Annotated in this window: 18 protein-coding genes; 9 read left to right on the forward strand and 9 right to left on the reverse strand. The window is 31.9% G+C overall.

Annotated elements, in window-relative coordinates:
- Position 1: 1 nt before the first annotated feature.
- The 3 genes from M890_RS0112205 to M890_RS0112215 all read left to right on the forward strand — a co-directional run bounded on the left by M890_RS0112205 (position 2) and on the right by M890_RS0112215 (position 3,364).
- The gene (locus M890_RS0112205; protein WP_028283807.1) at positions 2 to 1,633 is read left to right on the forward strand and encodes a pyruvate dehydrogenase complex dihydrolipoamide acetyltransferase; all 1,632 of its coding nucleotides are present in this window, start codon (positions 2 to 4) and stop codon (positions 1,631 to 1,633) included.
- A gap of 95 nt (positions 1,634 to 1,728) precedes the next feature.
- A complete protein-coding gene (locus tag M890_RS0112210; RefSeq protein WP_028283808.1) occupies positions 1,729 to 2,688 on the forward strand; it encodes a M28 family peptidase in 960 nt (319 codons plus the stop codon).
- Entirely contained in the window at positions 2,678 to 3,364 is a 687-nt protein-coding gene (locus tag M890_RS0112215; protein ID WP_036597552.1) for an SDR family NAD(P)-dependent oxidoreductase, read from the forward strand. The genes M890_RS0112210 and M890_RS0112215 overlap by 11 nt, the downstream gene beginning before the upstream one ends.
- A gap of 54 nt (positions 3,365 to 3,418) precedes the next feature.
- Here M890_RS0112215 and M890_RS0112220 read toward each other — a convergent pair whose 3' ends face one another.
- Positions 3,419 to 3,856, reverse strand: a complete 438-nt coding sequence (locus M890_RS0112220) for a hypothetical protein (RefSeq protein ID WP_143404048.1) — start codon at positions 3,854 to 3,856, stop codon at positions 3,419 to 3,421.
- 242 nt (positions 3,857 to 4,098) lie between these two features.
- Entirely contained in the window at positions 4,099 to 4,593 is a 495-nt protein-coding gene (locus M890_RS0112225) for a hypothetical protein (protein WP_028283811.1), read from the reverse strand.
- A gap of 82 nt (positions 4,594 to 4,675) precedes the next feature.
- Here M890_RS0112225 and ctlX point away from each other — a divergent pair, with 82 nt between their 5' ends.
- Positions 4,676 to 5,608, forward strand: a complete 933-nt coding sequence (gene ctlX / locus M890_RS0112230) for a citrulline utilization hydrolase CtlX (protein WP_028283812.1) — start codon at positions 4,676 to 4,678, stop codon at positions 5,606 to 5,608.
- On the opposite strand, the gene M890_RS16130 is transcribed toward ctlX, so the two are convergent.
- Positions 5,541 to 7,673 (reverse strand): tetratricopeptide repeat-containing sensor histidine kinase, encoded by a 2,133-nt coding sequence (locus M890_RS16130; RefSeq protein ID WP_084553673.1) that lies wholly within the window; start codon positions 7,671 to 7,673, stop codon positions 5,541 to 5,543. The genes ctlX and M890_RS16130 overlap by 68 nt on opposite strands.
- 354 nt (positions 7,674 to 8,027) lie before the next feature.
- Here M890_RS16130 and argS point away from each other — a divergent pair, with 354 nt between their 5' ends.
- Positions 8,028 to 9,812: an arginine--tRNA ligase gene (argS, locus tag M890_RS0112240; RefSeq protein ID WP_028283813.1), complete on the forward strand. Its 1,785-nt coding sequence runs from the start codon at positions 8,028 to 8,030 to the stop codon at positions 9,810 to 9,812.
- A gap of 187 nt (positions 9,813 to 9,999) precedes the next feature.
- Here argS and M890_RS0112245 read toward each other — a convergent pair whose 3' ends face one another.
- The 5 genes from M890_RS0112245 to M890_RS0112265 all read right to left on the reverse strand — a co-directional run bounded on the left by M890_RS0112245 (position 10,000) and on the right by M890_RS0112265 (position 15,705).
- The gene (locus tag M890_RS0112245; RefSeq protein ID WP_157243288.1) at positions 10,000 to 10,551 is read right to left on the reverse strand and encodes a hypothetical protein; all 552 of its coding nucleotides are present in this window, start codon (positions 10,549 to 10,551) and stop codon (positions 10,000 to 10,002) included.
- A gap of 139 nt (positions 10,552 to 10,690) precedes the next feature.
- Positions 10,691 to 11,620: a hypothetical protein gene (locus tag M890_RS16135; protein ID WP_051437524.1), complete on the reverse strand. Its 930-nt coding sequence runs from the start codon at positions 11,618 to 11,620 to the stop codon at positions 10,691 to 10,693.
- A gap of 78 nt (positions 11,621 to 11,698) precedes the next feature.
- The gene (locus M890_RS0112255) at positions 11,699 to 14,266 is read right to left on the reverse strand and encodes a TonB-dependent receptor plug domain-containing protein (RefSeq protein ID WP_316929351.1); all 2,568 of its coding nucleotides are present in this window, start codon (positions 14,264 to 14,266) and stop codon (positions 11,699 to 11,701) included.
- Positions 14,226 to 15,137, reverse strand: coding sequence for a FecR family protein (locus M890_RS0112260; protein WP_028283816.1), 912 nt, complete (start codon positions 15,135 to 15,137; stop codon positions 14,226 to 14,228). The genes M890_RS0112255 and M890_RS0112260 overlap by 41 nt, the downstream gene beginning before the upstream one ends.
- Before the next feature lie 52 nt (positions 15,138 to 15,189).
- Entirely contained in the window at positions 15,190 to 15,705 is a 516-nt protein-coding gene (locus M890_RS0112265; RefSeq protein WP_028283817.1) for an RNA polymerase sigma factor, read from the reverse strand.
- Positions 15,706 to 16,038: 333 nt separating this feature from the next.
- Here M890_RS0112265 and M890_RS0112270 point away from each other — a divergent pair, with 333 nt between their 5' ends.
- The 4 genes from M890_RS0112270 to M890_RS0112285 all read left to right on the forward strand — a co-directional run bounded on the left by M890_RS0112270 (position 16,039) and on the right by M890_RS0112285 (position 19,326).
- A complete protein-coding gene (locus M890_RS0112270) occupies positions 16,039 to 17,097 on the forward strand; it encodes a hypothetical protein (protein ID WP_028283818.1) in 1,059 nt (352 codons plus the stop codon).
- Between the two features lie 89 nt (positions 17,098 to 17,186).
- Complete coding sequence (locus tag M890_RS0112275) at positions 17,187 to 17,945, forward strand: hypothetical protein (protein WP_036597555.1); 759 nt, start codon at positions 17,187 to 17,189, stop codon at positions 17,943 to 17,945.
- Positions 17,946 to 17,982: 37 nt separating this feature from the next.
- The gene (locus tag M890_RS0112280) at positions 17,983 to 18,573 is read left to right on the forward strand and encodes a porin family protein (protein ID WP_028283820.1); all 591 of its coding nucleotides are present in this window, start codon (positions 17,983 to 17,985) and stop codon (positions 18,571 to 18,573) included.
- Between the two features lie 162 nt (positions 18,574 to 18,735).
- The gene (locus tag M890_RS0112285) at positions 18,736 to 19,326 is read left to right on the forward strand and encodes a fasciclin domain-containing protein (RefSeq protein WP_028283821.1); all 591 of its coding nucleotides are present in this window, start codon (positions 18,736 to 18,738) and stop codon (positions 19,324 to 19,326) included.
- 109 nt (positions 19,327 to 19,435) lie between these two features.
- Here the strand turns inward: M890_RS0112285 and M890_RS16140 are convergent, their stop codons facing one another.
- On the reverse strand, positions 19,436 to 19,981 hold the full coding sequence (locus M890_RS16140; protein WP_051437525.1) for a CIA30 family protein: 546 nt from the start codon (positions 19,979 to 19,981) through the stop codon (positions 19,436 to 19,438).
- Between the last annotated feature and the right edge of the window lie 107 nt (positions 19,982 to 20,088).

Here is a 20,088-nt window from a genome sequence, read left to right on the forward strand (position 1 = left end):
TATGGCAGAAATTATAAACATGCCACGTTTAAGTGACACCATGGAAGAAGGGACTGTCGCTGCTTGGTTAAAAAAAGTAGGAGATAAAATAGAAGAAGGAGATATTTTAGCTGAAATCGAAACCGATAAGGCAACGATGGAGTTTGAATCTTTTCATGAAGGAACCTTATTACATATTGGTGTACATGAAGGCGAAACAACTAAAGTTGATCAACTTTTAGCTATTATTGGTGAAGAAGGAGAAGATATTTCTGGATTGCTAAATGGAAGTCAAGAAGAAGCAACTCAAGATGCTACTGAAGATAAATCAGAAGAAACAGCTTCTAATAACGAGGAGGCTGCTTCAGAAGAACAAGCTATTCCAGAAGGTGTTACAGTGGTGACCATGCCAAGGTTAAGTGATACCATGGAAGAAGGTACTGTAGCGACTTGGTTAAAAAAAGTTGGCGATGTAGTGGAAGAAGGAGATATCCTTGCAGAAATCGAAACTGACAAAGCAACAATGGAGTTTGAATCATTCCAATCTGGTACATTATTGTATATTGGATTAGAAGAAGGAGACTCAGCAAAAGTAGATGCATTATTAGCAATTATTGGACCTGAAGGTACTGATGTTTCTGGTATAGCTAAAAACTTTAAAGTAGTAGGTAGCGATACCAAAACAGACGATAAGCCAAAAGAGGCACCTAAAAAGGATGCACCTAAGCAAGAGGCTAAACAAGATAATAAACCAGCAACAACTGCTCAAGTTGAAACATCTAATACGTCTACAGGTCGTATATTTGTATCGCCTTTAGCTAAAAAAATGGCTGAAGAGAAAGGGATTACTTTATCTCTTGTAAAAGGGTCTGGAGAAAATGGACGTATCGTTAAACGTGATATCGAAAACTTTACACCAGCTGCAGCAGCACAATCATCTGCACCAGTTGCTAAATTTGTAGCATCAGGACAAGAAGATTTTGATGAAAAACCAAATTCTCAAATGCGTAAAGCTATTGCTAAAAACTTAGCTAAATCTAAGTTTTCTGCGCCACATTACTACTTAAATGTAGAGTTTGATATGGATAATGCTATGGCGTTTAGAGCTCAGTATAATTCTATTCCAGACGTAAAAATTTCATTTAATGATATGATTGTTAAAGCATGTGCTTTAGCTTTACGTCAGCATCCACAAGTTAACTCGCAATGGTTTGACGATAAAATGAGATTAAATAATCACGTTCATATTGGTGTAGCAGTTGCTGTAGAAGATGGATTATTGGTGCCAGTTGTTAAGTTTGCAAATGAGCAGTCTTTACCACAAATTGGTGCAGCAGTTAAAGATTTTGCAGGACGTGCTAGAAATAAAAAACTATCATTAGACGAGATGGAAGGCAGTACTTTTACTATTTCTAATTTAGGGATGTTTGGTATAGAGAGTTTTACATCTATCATTAATCAACCTAACTCTGCAATACTTTCAGTTGGAGCAATAGTTCAAAAACCAGTAGTAAAAAATGGTCAAGTTGTACCAGGAAATACTATGAAGTTAACATTGGCTTGTGACCACAGAACAGTAGATGGAGCAACAGGAGCTCAATTCCTTCAAACGTTAAAAGGATATATTGAAAATCCAGTAACTATGTTAGTATAAGATTTTGCGTTAGCAGAAAATTAAATTATATAAAATCCCATTTCAATATATTTGATTTGGGATTTTTTTATCTTTAAACTCAAATCAAATAAGATATGAAAAAAATAATATTGGCATGCGTATTAGCTATTATGGTTAATGCTTGTAAAACAAAAGTAGAAACAACATTAGACCCAAAGGACTATACCGTAACTAGTCAAGAGATTAAAGACATTGTCACCTTTCTAGCCTCAGATGACCTAAAAGGAAGAAATACAGGAACAGAAGGTATTGGTGAAGCAGCCAATTATGTCGAGTCAAAGTTTAAAGATTTTGGTATCAAACCTTATTTTGATACCTATCGTGATAATTTTAAAGTAGGCGAGTTGGATGCTTATAATGTTGTTGGGTATTTGGAAGGGAATGACGCTACTCTAAAAAATGAATTTATTGTTATTGGTGCGCATTATGATCATATAGGTCAAAGTAAAACTGTTGCAAATGACAGTATAGCTAATGGAGCAAATGATAATGCTGCAGGTACAAGTGGTGTTTTAGCATTAGCAAAATATTTTGGAACCAAAAAAACTAATAAAAGAAGCTTGCTTTTTGTAACTTTTTCTGCGGAAGAAAAAGGATTGCTAGGTTCAGATCATTTAGCTAAACGATTAAAGCAAGACAATTTTAACATGTATACAATGATTAATCTAGAAATGATTGGTGTTCCTTTTAAAGATAGGGATTACATTGCATTTGTAACAGGTTTTGATAAGTCTAATATAGCTCGAAAAATTAATGATTATTCTGGAACTAAAGTTGTTGGATACTCAGAGGTTGCAGCAAAATATAACTTATTTAGGCAGTCAGATAATTATGCTTTTTACAAAGCGTTTAACTTACCTTGTCATACCATTTCTTCATGTGATTTATCTAATTACGACTATTATCACCATGTAGATGATGAAGCAGATAAGTTAGATTATAACCATATGGTACAATTAATTAATAGTATTATTCCAGGAATTGAAAAGATGAGTAATACACCAACAAAAGAAATTACATTAAATGAAAATTAAAAATATTATTATAACAGGAACTAGTCGTGGTATTGGTTTTGAGTTAGTGCATATTTTTGCTAATCAAGGTCATAACGTTTTAGCGTTGTCTAGAAATGCACAACCTGTAAATAACCTTCATTTTGATAATATCACATCTTTCTCGTTTGATTTAGGTAACACTGAAGATTATAAAAAAGTAGAATCCTTTATTGCTGATAATTGGAAACAAGTTGATGTTTTAATTAATAACGCAGGAGCTTTATTAAATAAACCTTTTGCAGATACTACCATGCAAGAGTTTGAACAAGTTTATAAAACAAATGTATTTGGTGTTGCTCAAATGACAAGAACGGTTTTACCATTCATGCAAAAGGACAGTCATGTGGTTACTGTAAGCTCAATGGGAGGCGTACAAGGTAGTATGAAGTTTGCAGGACTATCTGCTTACAGTTCTAGCAAAGGTGCTGTTATTACACTTACTGAGCTATTGGCTGAGGAGTTCAAAGAAACTGGACCATCATTTAATGTTTTGGCCTTAGGTGCTGTACAAACAGAAATGTTAGAAGAAGCGTTTCCTGGTTATCAAGCACAAACAACAGCTAAACAAATGGCTGAATATATGGCTGATTTTGCATTGACAGGACATACATTATACAACGGAAAACTATTACAAGTTTCTAATTCTACTCCATAGAAAAATGGCTGACTTAATTAAAAGTCAGCCATTTTTTTAAATATAATACTTGTATTACACACGTTCTAATGCAGCATAGGCTTCAGCACTTGAAAACTTATCTTCAGAAAAGACATTGTATTCTAAAACCTTAATGACTTGCATTAATTGATTAAAATCTTTCTTTTTATAGACATCTTTTAAGCTGTCATGAACTTTAAAAAACATTTCTGATTCTTGGTTCTCAGCATTAGTTCCATAAAAAAATAAGATTTCGTTTTTTTTAGGTTTAAAAAAGTTATAATCATCCACTATACTTGCGGTTTCATTATAATATACTTTTATATAGACTTTATCAGTGTTAATAACATGGTCTAAATTTAAATCTTTAGGTTGTAATCTATATCTAGTGACTTGTAGATAGTCGGCAGTATTTGCTATTTCAACGTTGTTTTGTTGAGCTTGTAATGTACTTAGGGTAAGCACAAACAAGAGAATAAGGGAAAATCTCATAGTTGCTATTAATCAGTTAGGTGTAAAGGGAACGCTATTATTATACCACTAAGAAAAGATATTTTTGATTATAAAACAAATTTTTTTATGATTTAATCGTATGTTTTTAACATTTAATCTAAATTATTAATAGTCTTTAATTGATTTGTGTTAGATATCGATGTTTTTGTGCTTTTATTACATTCTTATGATTTGGGATTATGTAATAGGTGAATCCCTTTATAAAACCAATTTTTAGGTCATTATAATTTTAATGTAGTTTCAATTTTAGTCTTATAGATTTTAGTATAACGTTCTCCAAAGGTATCAATTACAATTGCTGCTGCTAAATGGATCATTAACGCTGTAAATATTCCAAAGTAGATTGGTTTAACATTTACTTTGGATAGTACAATTGCAAGCGTTATAAAAGTTATTCCATATATTAGTTTAAGAATAAAAAAGGCTTTTAAGTTTTTGTTCACCATGATCTTGTCCGTTTGTAAAAAGATTTCTTTCTTTATTTCAAATTGTGCTATCTTTTTATTAACGTTAGCTTGGTTATTTACTAAAAAATAACCAGTAATAAATAGTCCAGCTTCTATCAATCCAATAATTATCATCGTAATAGCAAAGGCTTTAAATTGTGGTTTATTAATGTAAAATATAACTCCTGTTGTAATAGATAATAAGCCTACAATTCCTGCGCTTAATCCTAATAAGCGCTCACTTTGTAAATACTGTTGTACAAATTCCATAGTGTTATTTTTAAGATTTCAATTTACTTATTTTTTAAAAGCTTTTCTTTTTAAATTAATTTACTTTTGTAAAAATTTTATTATGCATCAAACAACAAATACAATATTGATGATTCGTCCTGTAAATTTCAGGATGAATGAACAAACAGCAGTAAATAACTATTTTCAGGAGGATTTAGATCTTAAAAACGCCGAAATAAATAAAAAAGCTCAAGACGAGTTTGATGCTTATGTCGATAAACTTAGAGCAGTAGGTGTAAATGTAATTGTTGTAGAGGATAAGGCGTCTTTAGATACGCCAGACTCTATTTTTCCAAACAACTGGGTGAGTTTTCATGAAAATGGTGACATTGCTTTGTATCCTATGTTTGCTGAGAATAGAAGAAGAGAAAGACGCGAAGATGTGTTTTTAAGATTAGAACAAGAAGGTTTTAAAATTAATAATATTATAGATTACACATCTGCAGAGGACGAAGGGTTATTTTTAGAAGGTACAGGAAGCTTATTGTTAGATCGTGTAAACGAGATCGCTTATTGCGCATTATCACCAAGAGCTGACGAAGATTTATTTATAGAGTTTTGCGAAGATTTTGAATACACACCAGTAGTTTTTACTGCTAATCAAACGGTTGATGGTAAGCGTTTGCCTATTTATCATACTAACGTGATGATGTGTTTAGCAGAGACATTTGCTGTTATATGTTTAGACACTATTGATGATAAAAAAGAACGCAAAAATGTGGTGAGTAATCTAGAGAAAAACAATAAAAAAGTTATTAAAATTACTGAAGCACAAATGCACCAATTTGCTGGTAATATGTTGCAAGTTAAAGGTAAGGATGATAAACTTTATTTAGTGATGAGTCAAGCTGCCCATGACAGTTTAACACCAACACAAATACAATTAATTGAAGCACATTGTCCAATATTATCAAGTAGTTTAGAGACTATTGAGACTTGTGGAGGTGGTAGCGCTCGCTGTATGATGGCTGAGGTGTTTCTACCAAAGGTGTAGTTTTAGTATCACTTAAATTATCAATTCTACTTTTAGGGAGTTCTATATAAAAAGTGCTCCCTATATTTAGTTCGCTTTCTACCCAAATTTTACCATTGTTTAAGTCTACTAACTCTCTGCATATTGTTAGTCCCAATCCAGTACCTTTTTCTTTATTAGTACCTCTAGTAGTAAATGTATTGTTGCCAAAAAGTTTGCTTTGGTTTTCTTTAGTAATACCAACACCTGTATCTTCAATACTAATAATAGACTTGCCATTACTAATTTGATTGGTAATAGTAATAAGGTCTCCTCTGTTACAAAACTTAACAGCATTAGCTAATAGGTTTTGTATTACAATCTCTATCATGCTTCGATCTGCATAAACAAAATCACGTAACGTTTTGTCAATTAGTTTAACGCCTTTGGCATCAAATTTTTGATCCATAAGTTTTACCTTCTCTGCAAATACTTCTTGTATATCAAATAAGGTTGGTTTAGGCTCTAAAGACTGCATTTGCGACTTAGACCAATTTAATAGATTAAATAGTAGTAGTGATGCGTTATTAGCGTTTTCACTTAATTCTGGTAATAAACTATGAAATTCGTCTTGCGTCAACTGGCCTTCTTTTAAAAGGTCAATAAACCCTTTGGTAGAGGTTAACGAGTCTTTTAAATCGTGAGATACAATAGAAAACAGCTTGTCTTTTACTTTGTTTATGTTTTCTAGATGCTTACTTTGTTCTAATATGGCTTCGTTTTGCAGCTCTATTTTTTTGTTTTTAGCCTCTAGCTCTCTAGTATATTTTAATCTATTGTTTCGTTTTAAATAAAACAGGACAAAAAAGGTTAGGACAACAGCAAAAGCAGCTAGTAGTGCATAAAAGATAAGTTTAAATTTGTCATATTTTTTCTTGCTAATAACAGTGTCATTGGTAGCAACAGGTAAAATAATATTATCCGTCTCAGTAGTTGTAGTATCTATGGTTTCAATATTGATAATTGCTGATTTTTTGTTTTTCTCAGCATCTATTTTTTCTTTTAAATTATAATACTGACTTTGCCAGACATAAGCATTATCAAAGTCTCCTTTAATACTGTCCAACGTAGTCATTAGTCTGTAGTTTTTAAGTAATTGCTCATCATTGTTTAATAAGCGACTTAAATTGGAAGCCTCCAACAATTGCTCTTGTGCAGTATTTAAACGGTTTTGTTTTAAGTATAATTCGCCTAAACTATTTAATGCAATCAACACGCCTTCTTGGTTATCAAAACGTCTGTTCAGGTTAATGGATTCTAATAAATATCTTGCAGATGTTTTATAATCCTTATCCATTAAATAGGCATTTCCTAAATAAGGTAAAATGTTTGCTCTAGAGGTTTCGTCATAATTACCAGCATAGCCCAAAGCACTTTCGTAATAACTAATAGCTTGGTTGTAATTTTTTTTAGAGGTATAAATATCTCCAAGTTTTTTATTAGTAGCAATAAGCCCTTTAGTGTTATTAGTTTTATTGTCAACTTCAATCTTTTTTATGTAGTAAGTAATTGCTTTGTCTATTACATTGGCGTTTTGGTAGGCATTAGCAAGACTTTCATAATTGGCAGATAAGTCATCAAAAAGCGATCGCTTTTCTAATTCTTGTATGGCAGATAACGCATGGCTTAAACCAGCTTTGTAATTACCATTTTCAATTTCTATAAACCCAAGGTTACTATTTATTTTAGCAACTGTAATGGTGTCTTTAATAGTGGTAAATAAGGTCTTAGCGTTTTTAAATTCGCTAATAGCCATTTGGTTTTGTCCCTCTTGATAATGGATTTTAGCTTTGTAGTATGTAATTTCAGCCAATCCTTTTTTATAATCTAATTCTTTAGCTAGTTTTTCACTTTGCTTAATAAACTTTAAGGCTTTGCTGTAATCTTCGGTTTTAAAAAGTAATTTAATAATACTAACTGACGTATCAACTTTAGAGATATCAGGATCCTGATAAGCTAATTGAATAGTCAAGCTTTCCAGCTCTTCTTCTTGCGAAAAGCCAAAAGCTAAATTAAGTAGGCATAAAAGGACAATCAGTCGCTTCATTTAAATATATAGCATTACAACAAATGTAAGATAAATTGCACATAAAAGCAATCTAACTGTAATTAGGGTAATGACTTAATAGTTAGTTTGATTACAGAAGAAATTGGAGGGATTTTTCTTCTAGGGTTAAAAGTGGTTATTAAAATACTGATATCATAATTTTTAAGTGGTAATGCCAAAAAATTAGACTAACGGTATTTTTATTATTTTTAGACTTAGTTAGCTTATATAATAACAATTATGTTAAAGTTGTATTTTTCTTTTTTAATCCAATAGTCCAAGCTAATAAGGATAACAAAAAGCCTTAGTTTATGCTCAATAAATGCTATATTTGCCCTTTCAAAAATATAATCAATGAGCCTTCAAAACATCTTAGAGCAACACGTTAAACAAGCGTTTAAATCCGTTTACAACGCAGATTTAGAAACTGTAGAATTCCAAGCAACACGTAAAGAATTTGCAGGAGATATTACAGTAGTTGTGTTTCCTATGTTAAGGGTTGTAAAAGGTAATCCTGTGCAAATAGGTGAGGCTATTGGTAATTATTTGGTGGACAATGTCGCAGAAGTAGAAGGGTTTAACGTTGTAAAAGGCTTTTTAAATCTAGAGATTCAGGCATCATATTTTATAAACTATTTTAATAGTATTAAGGATCAAGAGACGTTTGGTTTTGTTGACGCTTCCGCAGAAAATAAAGCCGTAATGGTTGAGTATTCTTCGCCAAATACAAACAAACCATTACACCTTGGTCACATCCGAAACAACTTATTAGGATATAGTGTAGCCGAAATATTAAAGGCGTCTGGAAAAAAAGTATACAAAACACAAATTATAAACGACAGAGGAATACATATTTGTAAAAGTATGTTAGCTTGGCAACGTTTTGGTCATGGTGAAACACCAGAATCTACTGGTTTAAAAGGCGATAAGTTAGTAGGTAACTACTACGTTAAGTTTGACCAAGAATATAAAAAAGAAATTGCTGCGTTAATAGCAGAAGGTAAAACCGAAGACGACGCTAAAAAAGAAGCACCTATTTTAGTTGCAGCACAACAAATGCTACAACAATGGGAAGCAGGAGATAAAGATGTTGTTGCTTTATGGCAAACCATGAACGGTTGGGTTTATAAAGGTTTTGACCAAACGTATAAAAACCTAGGTGTAGATTTTGATAACTTATATTATGAAAGTCAAACCTACCTTTTAGGAAAAGAGTTTGTTGCCGAAGGTTTAAAATCTGGCGTATTCTTTAAAAAAGAAGATGGATCGGTTTGGTGCGATTTAACAGCAGATGGATTAGACGAAAAAATTGTATTACGTTCTGACGGAACAGCAGTTTACATGACCCAAGATATTGGGACAGCTATCCAACGTGTTAAGGATTATCCAGATGTTGGTGGTATGGTTTATACTGTTGGTAATGAGCAAGAATACCACTTTCAAGTCCTGTTTTTAATTATTAAAAAACTAGGCTTTGATTGGGCTAAAAACCTGTTTCATTTAAGTTACGGAATGGTAGATTTACCTTCTGGAAAAATGAAAAGTAGAGAAGGTACAGTTGTAGATGCTGACGATTTAATTGTCGAAATGGCTGACACAGCACAAACCATCTCTGAAGATTTAGGTAAGCTAGACGGTTATACAGATCAAGAAAAAGCAGACCTGTATAAAACCATTGGTTTAGGTGCTTTAAAATATTACATTTTAAAAGTAGATCCTAAAAAACGTATTTTATTTGATCCAAAAGAGTCTATCGATTTTCAGGGTAATACAGGACCTTTCATACAATATACGTATGCTAGAATCCAATCTATACTACGTAAGGCTAATATCACAGAGGCTATCACGCTAAGTGCAGACCAAGTGACTTTGGACGACAAGGAGCGCGAGTTAATCAAGCAATTACAATTGTTTCCAGAGGTAATACAGCAAGCAGCAACAAACCACAGTCCTGCGTTAATTGCTAATTATACTTACGACTTGGTAAAAGCCTTTAATAGTTTTTATCAAAACGTATCTATACTTGGTGCAGATACACAAAATGAAATTGTATTTAGAGTACAGTTATCCAAAACCGTAGCAAATACCATAAAAAATGCATTTAGTTTATTAGGTGTTGCAGTGCCAGAGCGCATGTAAGCTTAATACTTTATTATATAAAAAAACGCTTTCAATTATTTGAAAGCGTTTTTTTGTTTTATGAGGTTTGGTGTGTTGAATGTGTTTCTTGTTCAATTTGGTTAATAAAAAGATATAGTTATGCTTTTGAAGTTTTTATAAATTAGAAGAACTTATTAATAATAATACACTTCATCAGGATTATTTTTTATTTTAGTAAGTTCCCAGTAACTATTCCTGTTAATCTTATAAGTTGTGTTGAAACTGTTTCACTCACTATACCACCAGCTACCATTTCAACTGTTTTTCCTGCTAGTAATTGTTTCCAATTCTTTTTACCAAGAAAGTATAATTTCTTTAATTCTTCAATTTCTTCTAATAAGTCGTTATATATTATTTCTTGACCTTGTTTCATTTCTTGTAAATCGTGTAGAATTTGATCAAGTTTATTATTGTAGTTTTTCTTTTCATTCTCTGAAAAAATATCATCTTTATTTAATTTTATTCCGTAATCTGTTCTAATACCATCAATAAAAAATAACGATTTATTGTAATCTTTGAGTTCATTACAATTCTCTCTATTCTTACAATCTTTATAATGCTTATCATGGTCATTTTGGATAAAATTTCTAATTATCGAAATAAAGTGTAATTTATCCGATTCATTATTATATCTGTAAAGTTCAGATTTTAACTTATCAATGAATTGGTGAGGACTATCTGTATATTCATATTGGTTTTCGACGAAGTCTATAGCCATGTCTTTTACTATATCCATTTTATTTAAAACTAAAGATTAATAATTCTCTCCAACAAAAAACAGTTTGATATTTTTCATTAAAAGGCACACGAAGTTAGCTGAAATATTCAAGAAAATCTATACGTACAACTACGTATATTTAGTCGTTTAAAATCCAAGTTACCAAATCTTCCACATCAATGATAGACCAACTATGTGGATGTCTGTCTCCATTGGATCGGTAACCTTTATTTTTGGTTGGTATGTATTGCACGTTTTTAAACTGTTGTGCTTGTAGTTGTTCGGCTAATTTTTTAATGTAATACGCATTCATTTGGTCATAATCTGCCTTTCGGTTGGTTTTCCACCATAGTGTGTCAGGCTCTGTGTACAGTCGTATTTTTGTATCCTTTAAGTGTTGTAGGTTTTTTGTGTAGTTGCTACTGTAGGTGTACACACTATTGTTTTGGTAGTTAACCAGATTGGTCTCAGGTGGTCCAAAAGCTTCAGTTAATGTGTTTTGTATCCATGTGCTTTCTTCTACGGACACCTCAGAAAATTGACGTGCTAGATTTTTTTGAGACGCTTTGTACAAGGCTTCTAGGTCAATAGGTGAGTCCACAATAAAGACACCTTTTGGATTAATGTTATACTGTTTTGAGGCTGTTATAAAATCGCTTAGCAGCAAACTTACAACGCCTCCACTGGAAAAACCACCAATATAAATGGCGTCTGTTGGTAATTGGTTAGCAGTAATGGTGTTTTGTAATCGTGTGGCTAGTTGTTGTTTGTCTTGCGTGTCTAACCATAATTTTTGATTGTAGTTAGATAGCAGGACAGCAATGTTGTTTTTTTTAGCGAGTTCCAGAATTTTAAATTCTTTTTTAATATTCTCTGCTTGTTCCGGAAAACCGCCAAAAAGGATTAGTACTGCTTTTGCTTTTTGGGTTGGTTTATATAATTGGTAATGGGTTGTAATAATTTGTTGGTAGTCAACAGGTGTTTGGGTTGGTGATTGTGGTTGGTTAGTATTATCCTTGCAAGCGGTTATTGCTAATACTAGAAAAAGTATTATAATAGTTTGTTTCATCTTAAAATGGCGTTGCTTATCAATTTTGAATCTAAAAAGGATCTTTTAAAAACCTTTAATGTTAAGAAAGATAAGCTATTAAAAGCTGTAACGCAAACTAGCGTTTGGTGTTAATCCTAGGGATTTATTATCAATTTGGATGGTGTTATTGGTGTCTTCTGGATCGACTTCAAAATAACGATTTATGGTATTATGGTGATTGGTTACATTTTTTACACCAGCTCTAAAACTAAGTTTTGAGTCCTTAGTAAAATTAAAGTCATAATTAATAGACGCGTCCAATCTAAAAAATGGATCCACATTTTGACTGTTTGGTTGGTCGTAATTAACGTAATAATTATTATTGATTTGGACGGTTGGGTTACTGGCAAGTGGGTTAGTGTAAGGTTGACCAGAATGCCAAACACTACCTACTGAGAGTTGTAAATTTTGTAATACGTTATAATTAAAACCTAACGAAACCGAGTGTCTAATATCCACATTATTAGGGAATACAGATGGTGTAAAACTGTCAAATTGATAGTCGTTAATGCTATACGTGTAACTTAACCATGTGCTAAAACGGTCTGCTGTTTTATTAGCTAAAAACTCGACACCTTTAGAGGTGTAATTTCCAATAGCGTTTAAATATTGAAAGTTATTATAAAAGCCTTGATTTCTGGCAGTAATACCTTGGACTACTTTATAAAAACTAGTCAAATCTAGAGTCAAATTGCGTTGTTTATAATCTATACCAAAAGAGGCTTGTTTACTTTTTGAAATTGGTATGCTTTGGTTGTCTGCAAGTATCCAACGTCTGTTTTCTACACCTAAAAAATCATCCTGAAAATCTACAATTTGCGTGGCAGTTTGATTTTTAAATTCGCCTTCCAATTTTATAGCAAATTGGTTAGATAATTTTTGACGCACATTTAATCTAGGTTCTATTAGTAATTGGTCAAACTTTTGGAAGTAATTGGCACGTGCACCTAGTCTTAAGTAGGTATTGTTTTTATGATATTGTACTTCTGTAAAAAAAGCATGGTTTAATAAGACGTCTTTTTTTGTTTTAGAGTAGGCTGGAACAGTGACTGTGGTTTGGTTTAATATACCAATCTCGTTAAACTGATAGCCATTAATAAAAGATAGGTTAGTGTTAAAGTTGTATTCTGTTTTAAGTTGTAAGCTAGTTTCTGAGACCTCATTAGCTTGTGTTAAACGCTGATTGGTTTGCACGCGCAAATCCGAAGCATCTACATTGTATTGCGAGTAACTACCTGACACAGTAGTGCTAAATGCATCATTCCATTGTGCATTCCAGTTTCCGCCATAACCTAAATTATCTTGCGTTAAATTACTGCTTTTTGTGGACGTCGTAGTGTTGCTATCTGTAATGCTTTCGGTATAATCTAAATTATTATTGATGCCAATAATATTGGCTCTAAATTGATGTTTGTCGTTTAAATCAAATAGGACTTTTGCAGTATAATCATAAAACACAAAATCGGATTGCGTTGTGCTATTGTCTAAGTTTGGATTAATATTAATGTCGCTATCCTGAAAACTTCTTTCAAAATAATTGTCATATGTTGGTGTGCTAAATGCATCTGTAATAGAGCGTCGTCCAGAAATGTGTAGCGCTAATTTTTTGGATATCGGAATTTCTAAAAAGGCATCTGTACTAATTAAATTAACACCAGCTCCTCCAGAAAAAGTGTTTGTAATTTTATCCTTAGTAAACATATTAATGGTACTAGATACACCATCGCTATATTGACTACTTGTTCCGTTTTTAGTAACAATAACTTTGTTGGTTAAATTTGGATTATAAGCAGATATTAACCCAAAAAAATGTCCAGAATGGTACATTTTAATGCCATCCCAAAGGATTAGGTTTTGATCATTGGTTCCGCCTCTAACATTTATATTGGCAACACTTTCATTAACGCTTTCTACACCAGGAAGTACTTGAATGGATTGTAAAATATCAGGAGCTATTAAACCTGGTAAAATTCCAAATTGTTCTGTGTTTAACACGATGTTTCCGTCTATTAATTTTTGTAATCCTGTGGTTAAATATTTGGTAATTAAAACCTCACTTAACATTTGGTTATCTACTAATAGCGTAATGGGTTTGCAGCCTTGTTGACTATCAAAAAAAGCTCTTGCAGTAATAATTTGGTCTTTAAATCCTAGATACGAAATGGTTATGGTCGCTTGAAGCGGAATGTCATTTAAACTAAATTGACCATTATTGTCACTACTGGTACCTAAGTAGGTGTTGTTAACAATAATTGAAGCACCTAAAAGACCTTGATTTGTTTCATCAGAAAGTACAATTCCGCAAATAGAAATAGTTTTTTCTAACACCGAAACTGTAATGTAGCGCTTATCTATTGTTTTAAAATTTAAAAGTGTATTAGCGTTAAGATAGTCTAATGTACTTTTTAAGTCTAAAGTTTCACTAGGTCGTGTTATATTAATATTAGTCACATCGTTTACAGCATAACTAAACTTGACATTAAAAGTGGTTTCGATTGTTGTTAAATAGTCAGCCAATGGTATCTGTTGGTTTTGACTAAAACCAGTAGATACAATTAATAGATACAAACTAACAAGCCAATGTCTAACCTCCATAATTATAAAATGTAACGGTTTGTCCTTCAATTTTAAAACTAATTTTTAAAGGAATGGTTATGGATTGTAAAGCTGTGTTTAGATTATTGTGTGTAAAAGTACCAGAAAACAGTTGGGTTGTATCTACAGCTGTTGCTTTTATGGTGACGTTATATTGACGCTCTAATTCTGCAATGACCTCTTGTAAAGCAATGTTTGTAAAGCTACTTTCAGCTTGCATCCAATCAGGTTTTGTGGTCGTATTGTTTGTTATAAGTTCAATAGATCCATTATTAACCTTAAACCCATTGCCTTTAGGTAGTTTTACGGTTTTACTATTGTAAGTCACACTAACTAACCCTTCATAGCAAACCACTTCAAAATAATTGTCACGTTCTTTAACGTTAAATTGTGTACCTAATACTTGCACTAGTCCAGCAGTAGTGTTAACTGTAAATTTTTGACCTTTTTCTACTTTAAAATAGGCTTCACCATCTAATTTTAAGTTGCGTTGCTTGTCCCACGTTTTTTTGTTGTAAGACAGTTTAGATTTTGCATTTAAAATAACTTGAGAGTTGTCAGGTAGCGTAATGGTTTTGTTTTCCGCTATCTGTGTGCTAAACGTATCTGTATTATTAAAAAACACAAAGTAAGAGCCTCCAAGCATAACAACTAACAATGCTGCTATCTTTAAAAATAATTTAAAGTTTAAAGCAATAACCTTAGGTTTAGTTTTTGTTAATTGTCTTTGTTTAAATTGTTGTAATGCTTGTTGTGCATCAACTTTAGGTGCTTCAAGTTGTGAGCTGTAATGCTTTATTTTTTCTAAAGTTTTAAAGTCTTCGGTTTTTTTTAAATCATCTAATTCTTGATTAGATAACTCGTTATTAAACCATTGTAATATGTTTTTTTCTTTTTTCATTGTAAACGTCCTTCAATATTAAGACAACTAATGTTGTGTTTACCCTACTTGATTAAATATTCTGTATGTGTTGCTTCAATGTTTTTAATGCAATTGACATGCGTTTTTCGACTGCTTTTTGTGAAATGTCTAATAAAGTAGCAATCTCGCGATACTTTTTGCCTTCAATTCTATTTAATAAAAAAACTTCACGCTGTCCATCTGTTAATAATGCAATTGCATTTTGCAGTTTTGTTTTAAATTCTTCTTCTTCTAATAAATATTCTGGACTTTGATTGTCTGTATCTAAATAAGGTGCAGCTTTAGCATAATCCATAACCACTTTATTATGTTTTATGGTGTTTAAAAACATATTGTTAATGGATGTAAATAAATACGTCTTAGCCTTATCAAAATTTATTTTAGCACAATTCTCCCAAATTTTTGAAAATGCATCTTGTACCAAATCTAGGCTTTTTGCAGAATCACCACATTTATAAAATGCAAAATTACTTGCAGATTGTAAGTGCTTGACATAAAAATCACTAAAGTTTTTTTCCTCACAGAGGTTGTTTGTGTTCTCAATCATAAACCAATTTTAGCTTTTAAATAGGTTAGGCTAAATATAATTTTTGTGTAAAAGTAGGGTAAAAATATTTTGTGTTGTCTTATTGGCAGAACAATATAAAATAGTAAACATGGACACCGAAAAACTAATAACCATCATTGAAACAATTTTAATAATCATCTTGTTAACAAGCTTTACCGCTTCAATTTATATAATTAATCACTTATTTGAAATTTTAAGGTAGGGTAAAATAAAATCCAGTTGTCTTACCAATAGATTGGCGAAAAAATAGCTTTCAAAAAGAAAATAATATCAATTCAAAAAGAAAAATTAACTTTACAAACATTTAAAATTATGAAAAACTTAAAATTTATTACAGCCTTATTTTTAACTTCATTAATGACATTAACATCTTGTCAAGATGAAATTGATAATGAAAGTGGAGATAATCCAAATACTAATACTTCAAATTCTCAAACTGCTAGTAATTTAGAGCGTACTTCAATGTATGATGGATCGTTTGATGATTTTTTAGATGGTAACTCATGCTCATCAATACTTTTGCCAGTCACAGCAACGGTAAACGGAACAGAGGTTACTATTGTTAATCAGGCAGATTATCAACAAGTGATTGATATTTTGGCACAATTTAATACAGATGAAGATACTGTGGAGCTTCAGTTTCCAATAACAATTACCCTAAGTAATTATACCCAAGTGGTTGTTGAAAACCAATTAATATATGACGGTTTTATTGATGTATGTCAAACTTTAACAGCAGCAGGAGACGAGGCAATTACTTGTGTGGATATTGATTTTCCAATAACCTTATTAACCTATAGTTTAAGTTTAGAACAAACTGGTAGTGTTGTATTAGAAACCGAACAGCAGTTATATGCGTATATAAGTGACTTTGGTGATGATCAATTATTTGCAATAAATTATCCAATTACAGCTACTGTCGATGCTAGTGGTAATCAAGCAGTAACATTTAATAGCGACGCAGAATTTCAAGCAGCAATTTCGGATTGTTTAAATGTACAAGGAGTTGAAGAGCAAGCAGCTGAAGATGCTGATGCTTTAGAGACGATATTGGTTGATGGATTGTTTCAAGTACAGTCTGTTATAAACGCAGGTGTAGATACAGCATCAGATTTTGCTGAGTTTACCATAGATTTTGCAAACGACTTATCTGTGGTAGCAGAGAATACAGTTAATGTTGCTGTGCAAGATGTACAAGGGACTTATCAGGTAGCTTCTCAAACAGAAGTGTTTTTAGATTTAACCTTTACAGGGAACGTTACATTTAATTTATTAAATCAAAATTGGGCAGTGACAAGTTTTAACAACACGACCATATCATTGCAAAGCACGACAAATGCAGCATTAACATTAGTGTTAACGCAAATATAAATTAGTGCATCGTATGGATGTAAACCTTTTGCAAAACAGCTACTTTAATAAGATAGCTGTTTTGTAAAATTGAAAAAAAAATTAAAAAGATGAAGTATTTAGGTATTATAATATTGTTGGTATTAATGTCATGTAGTAGCGACGATTCGCAAAATGACCCATTAAACAATACACAGTCAAATAAGTTGAGTGTTGGTGCATCTGCCAATGATCTATTATCTGATACTACTTTTTCTAGTCTAGTTGTTGAGGTGGTATATGTCGAAGGATTTGAGCCTTCTCAAACTGCAATATCTAATTTTGTTTCTTTTTTGGAAAACAGAACCTTTAAGCCAAATGGTATTACGGTACAAAAACGAGCAATCTATTCTCCTGGTCTAACACCATATACAAATCAGGAGATAGTAGCTATAGAAGACTCTAATAGGTTATTATATAATAATGATAGTCAAATAGCAGTGTGGGCTTTTTTTGCGGATGGATCTTCTGCTAATAATACAGATTCAGGAGTTGTTTTAGGTACTGCTTATAGAAATACATCATTTGTGATTTATCAAGAAACAATACAACAATTAACTTCTGGCACAATAACAAATACAACACCAATATTAGAATCTACAGTCATTACACATGAGTTTGGACATATTTTAGGATTAACCAATTTAGGTACACCTTTACAAACTAATCATGAAGATCTAGAGCATCCAAAGCATTGTAATATTGAGTCTTGCTTAATGTATTGGAAAGCAGAAAGTGGTAATGGAGTAATGTCTATGATTTCTGGAGGATCTATACCACAATTGGATGCGCAATGTATTGCTGACCTTCAGGCTAATGGAGGAAAATAATTTTTAAACAACTTAACACTTACTTAAATTATTAATTATGAAAAAACTATGTTTAACACTAGCACTAAGTTTGGGAGCTTTATTTTTAGTAAAGGCACAAGACGATATAAAGTCTAAGTCTAATGGAGGAATAAAAGGCGGTTATAATTTAGCATCAGTACAGTACGATGGTAATGAAGAAACTGGTCAAAGAAGCGGTTTTCATGTAGGGTTATATGGAGAATCCTATTTAAGCAATTTTGCAGCTATTCAAATTGAAGTGATGTACTCGCAGCAAGGTTATGAAATAGAAACTAATGGTGGTACGTTTACACAAAAACTTAATTATATTAATGTGCCATTATCCTTAAAATTATATCCTGTTAGTACGTTTTACTTGGAGGCTGGACCACAAATAGGATATGCTATTTCACACAAGGAAACTTATGATGCTAACTTTGATTTGTTTGATACATCACAAGAGTTTGAGCCTAATAGCTTTGACTATGGTGTAAATTTTGGAGTAGGATTTAAATCGGATGCTAATGTTAGCTTAGGCGTACGTTACCATTTAGGTCTTGGAGATATTTACGATGATGGATCACCAAAAAACAGAGTGTGGCAGTTCTCGTTAGGCTTTGGTTTTTAATCCATTACAATAACAATAATTAACCGAAATTAGAATATTCAATTTCGGTTTTTTTTTAGACCGAATTCATTTTGTTTAATAAATTTAACTAAACTTTAAACAAAAATAATAGTTTTATTTAGGGTCTGGTTTTATCTTTGGGTAAATAATAAAAACAAAACTATGAAAACTAAAAATGTATTAATGGCTTTTACTGTAGTAGGGCTAATTGGATTAAATGCTTGTAAAGATGCTCCTAAAAATATTGAAACACAAGTTAAAGAAATGGCAGTAAATGATAAATCATCTAAACCTAAAATTCAGGATAACACAACCATCGTAGGTGTTGCAGCAAGTAACGATAATTTTACAACCTTGGTTGCAGCAGTTAAAGCTGCTGGATTAGTAGAAACTTTAAATAGTGCTGGGCCATTTACAGTTTTTGCTCCAACCAATGATGCATTTAATAAATTGCCAGAAGGTACGGTAGAAACTTTGTTAACACCAGAAAGAAAAGAAACATTGGTAGGTATACTTACATATCATGTTGTTCCTGGAAAATTTGATGCAAATACTGTAGTAGAAGCAATAAAGTCTAATGATGGGACATTTGAAGTTACCACAGTAAATGGAGGGATACTAATAGCGTCTCTAGATGGTGAAAATGTAATTTTAACAGACGAAAAAGGAAACACATCTAAAGTTATTATGGCAGATGTTGCAGCTTCAAATGGAGTAATTCACGCAATAGATGCAGTAGTGATGCCTAAGTAATTTTTTTTAGGTTGTTTAATGATGGGAAATCGCTTTCAAGAAATTGGAAGCGGTTTCTTTTTGTAAAATAATTAAAAACTTAATTACCTATTATTAAAAGGCTATTGTTTTATTCAAACTTGATGTAATCTATTTCAATATTAAAATTTCCAGCTTTTTTATCGCTAATAATTAATGCGATATTAAAGACGTCATCCAAAGCTTTTTTTTGCATTGTATTACCTATAATTTCACTTATTCTGTAATGTTTAAAATCTGTGAGGTCTACAGTAATGGTGTCCCAATCTGTAGTTTTTGGTGTAAAGATATATTTGTAATAAGGTATGTAGTATTGTTGACTATTTTTAAGAGATAATCCAAAGGTGCGATCTGTACTATTACTTTTAAATCGCATAGTCATTGTTTTGCATTTACTTAACGCACCTGTTGTAATTAAGGTTCGCATACTTGCAAATCCACCATTGTTTTCTAGACTAACTTCGCCACTAAATATAATGCTATCTTCTAATAATATTGATTTGGATGTAGATAATCCACCCATGACACCATCGTTAACAATACGCCAATCCTTTCCCGCTTTTTCTGTTCCAAAATCAATTGTTAATCCTGTGACTGTTGACATAAATAGGGTTGCTATTAAAAATAATGGTTTCATATCTAAAGATACAAAACATTAATGTTTTTAGTTAAAAGGGGATGTTAATTTGTAATATAAAATACTACCTAAATTTATTTTAATCAATTCAGTTAATACTATTATTT

This window comes from Olleya marilimosa CAM030 (genome assembly GCF_000518485.1).
Lineage (GTDB): Bacteria > Bacteroidota > Bacteroidia > Flavobacteriales > Flavobacteriaceae > Olleya > Olleya marilimosa.

Coding starts and splice junctions, on each gene's coding strand:
- M890_RS0112285 (WP_028283821.1), top strand. CDS start 18,736: ATGAAAACTAAAAATGTATTAATGGCTTTTACTGTAGTAGGGCTAATT.
- argS (WP_028283813.1), top strand. CDS start 8,028: ATGAGCCTTCAAAACATCTTAGAGCAACACGTTAAACAAGCGTTTAAA.
- M890_RS0112220 (WP_143404048.1), bottom strand. CDS start 3,856: ATGAGATTTTCCCTTATTCTCTTGTTTGTGCTTACCCTAAGTACATTA.
- ctlX (WP_028283812.1), top strand. CDS start 4,676: ATGCATCAAACAACAAATACAATATTGATGATTCGTCCTGTAAATTTC.
- M890_RS0112265 (WP_028283817.1), bottom strand. CDS start 15,705: ATGATTGAGAACACAAACAACCTCTGTGAGGAAAAAAACTTTAGTGAT.
- M890_RS0112270 (WP_028283818.1), top strand. CDS start 16,039: ATGAAAAACTTAAAATTTATTACAGCCTTATTTTTAACTTCATTAATG.
- M890_RS0112205 (WP_028283807.1), top strand. CDS start 2: ATGGCAGAAATTATAAACATGCCACGTTTAAGTGACACCATGGAAGAA.
- M890_RS16130 (WP_084553673.1), bottom strand. CDS start 7,673: ATGAAGCGACTGATTGTCCTTTTATGCCTACTTAATTTAGCTTTTGGC.
- M890_RS0112260 (WP_028283816.1), bottom strand. CDS start 15,137: ATGAAAAAAGAAAAAAACATATTACAATGGTTTAATAACGAGTTATCT.
- M890_RS16140 (WP_051437525.1), bottom strand. CDS start 19,981: ATGAAACCATTATTTTTAATAGCAACCCTATTTATGTCAACAGTCACA.
- M890_RS0112215 (WP_036597552.1), top strand. CDS start 2,678: ATGAAAATTAAAAATATTATTATAACAGGAACTAGTCGTGGTATTGGT.
- M890_RS0112210 (WP_028283808.1), top strand. CDS start 1,729: ATGAAAAAAATAATATTGGCATGCGTATTAGCTATTATGGTTAATGCT.
- M890_RS16135 (WP_051437524.1), bottom strand. CDS start 11,620: ATGAAACAAACTATTATAATACTTTTTCTAGTATTAGCAATAACCGCT.
- M890_RS0112225 (WP_028283811.1), bottom strand. CDS start 4,593: ATGGAATTTGTACAACAGTATTTACAAAGTGAGCGCTTATTAGGATTA.
- M890_RS0112280 (WP_028283820.1), top strand. CDS start 17,983: ATGAAAAAACTATGTTTAACACTAGCACTAAGTTTGGGAGCTTTATTT.
- M890_RS0112245 (WP_157243288.1), bottom strand. CDS start 10,551: ATGGCTATAGACTTCGTCGAAAACCAATATGAATATACAGATAGTCCT.
- M890_RS0112275 (WP_036597555.1), top strand. CDS start 17,187: ATGAAGTATTTAGGTATTATAATATTGTTGGTATTAATGTCATGTAGT.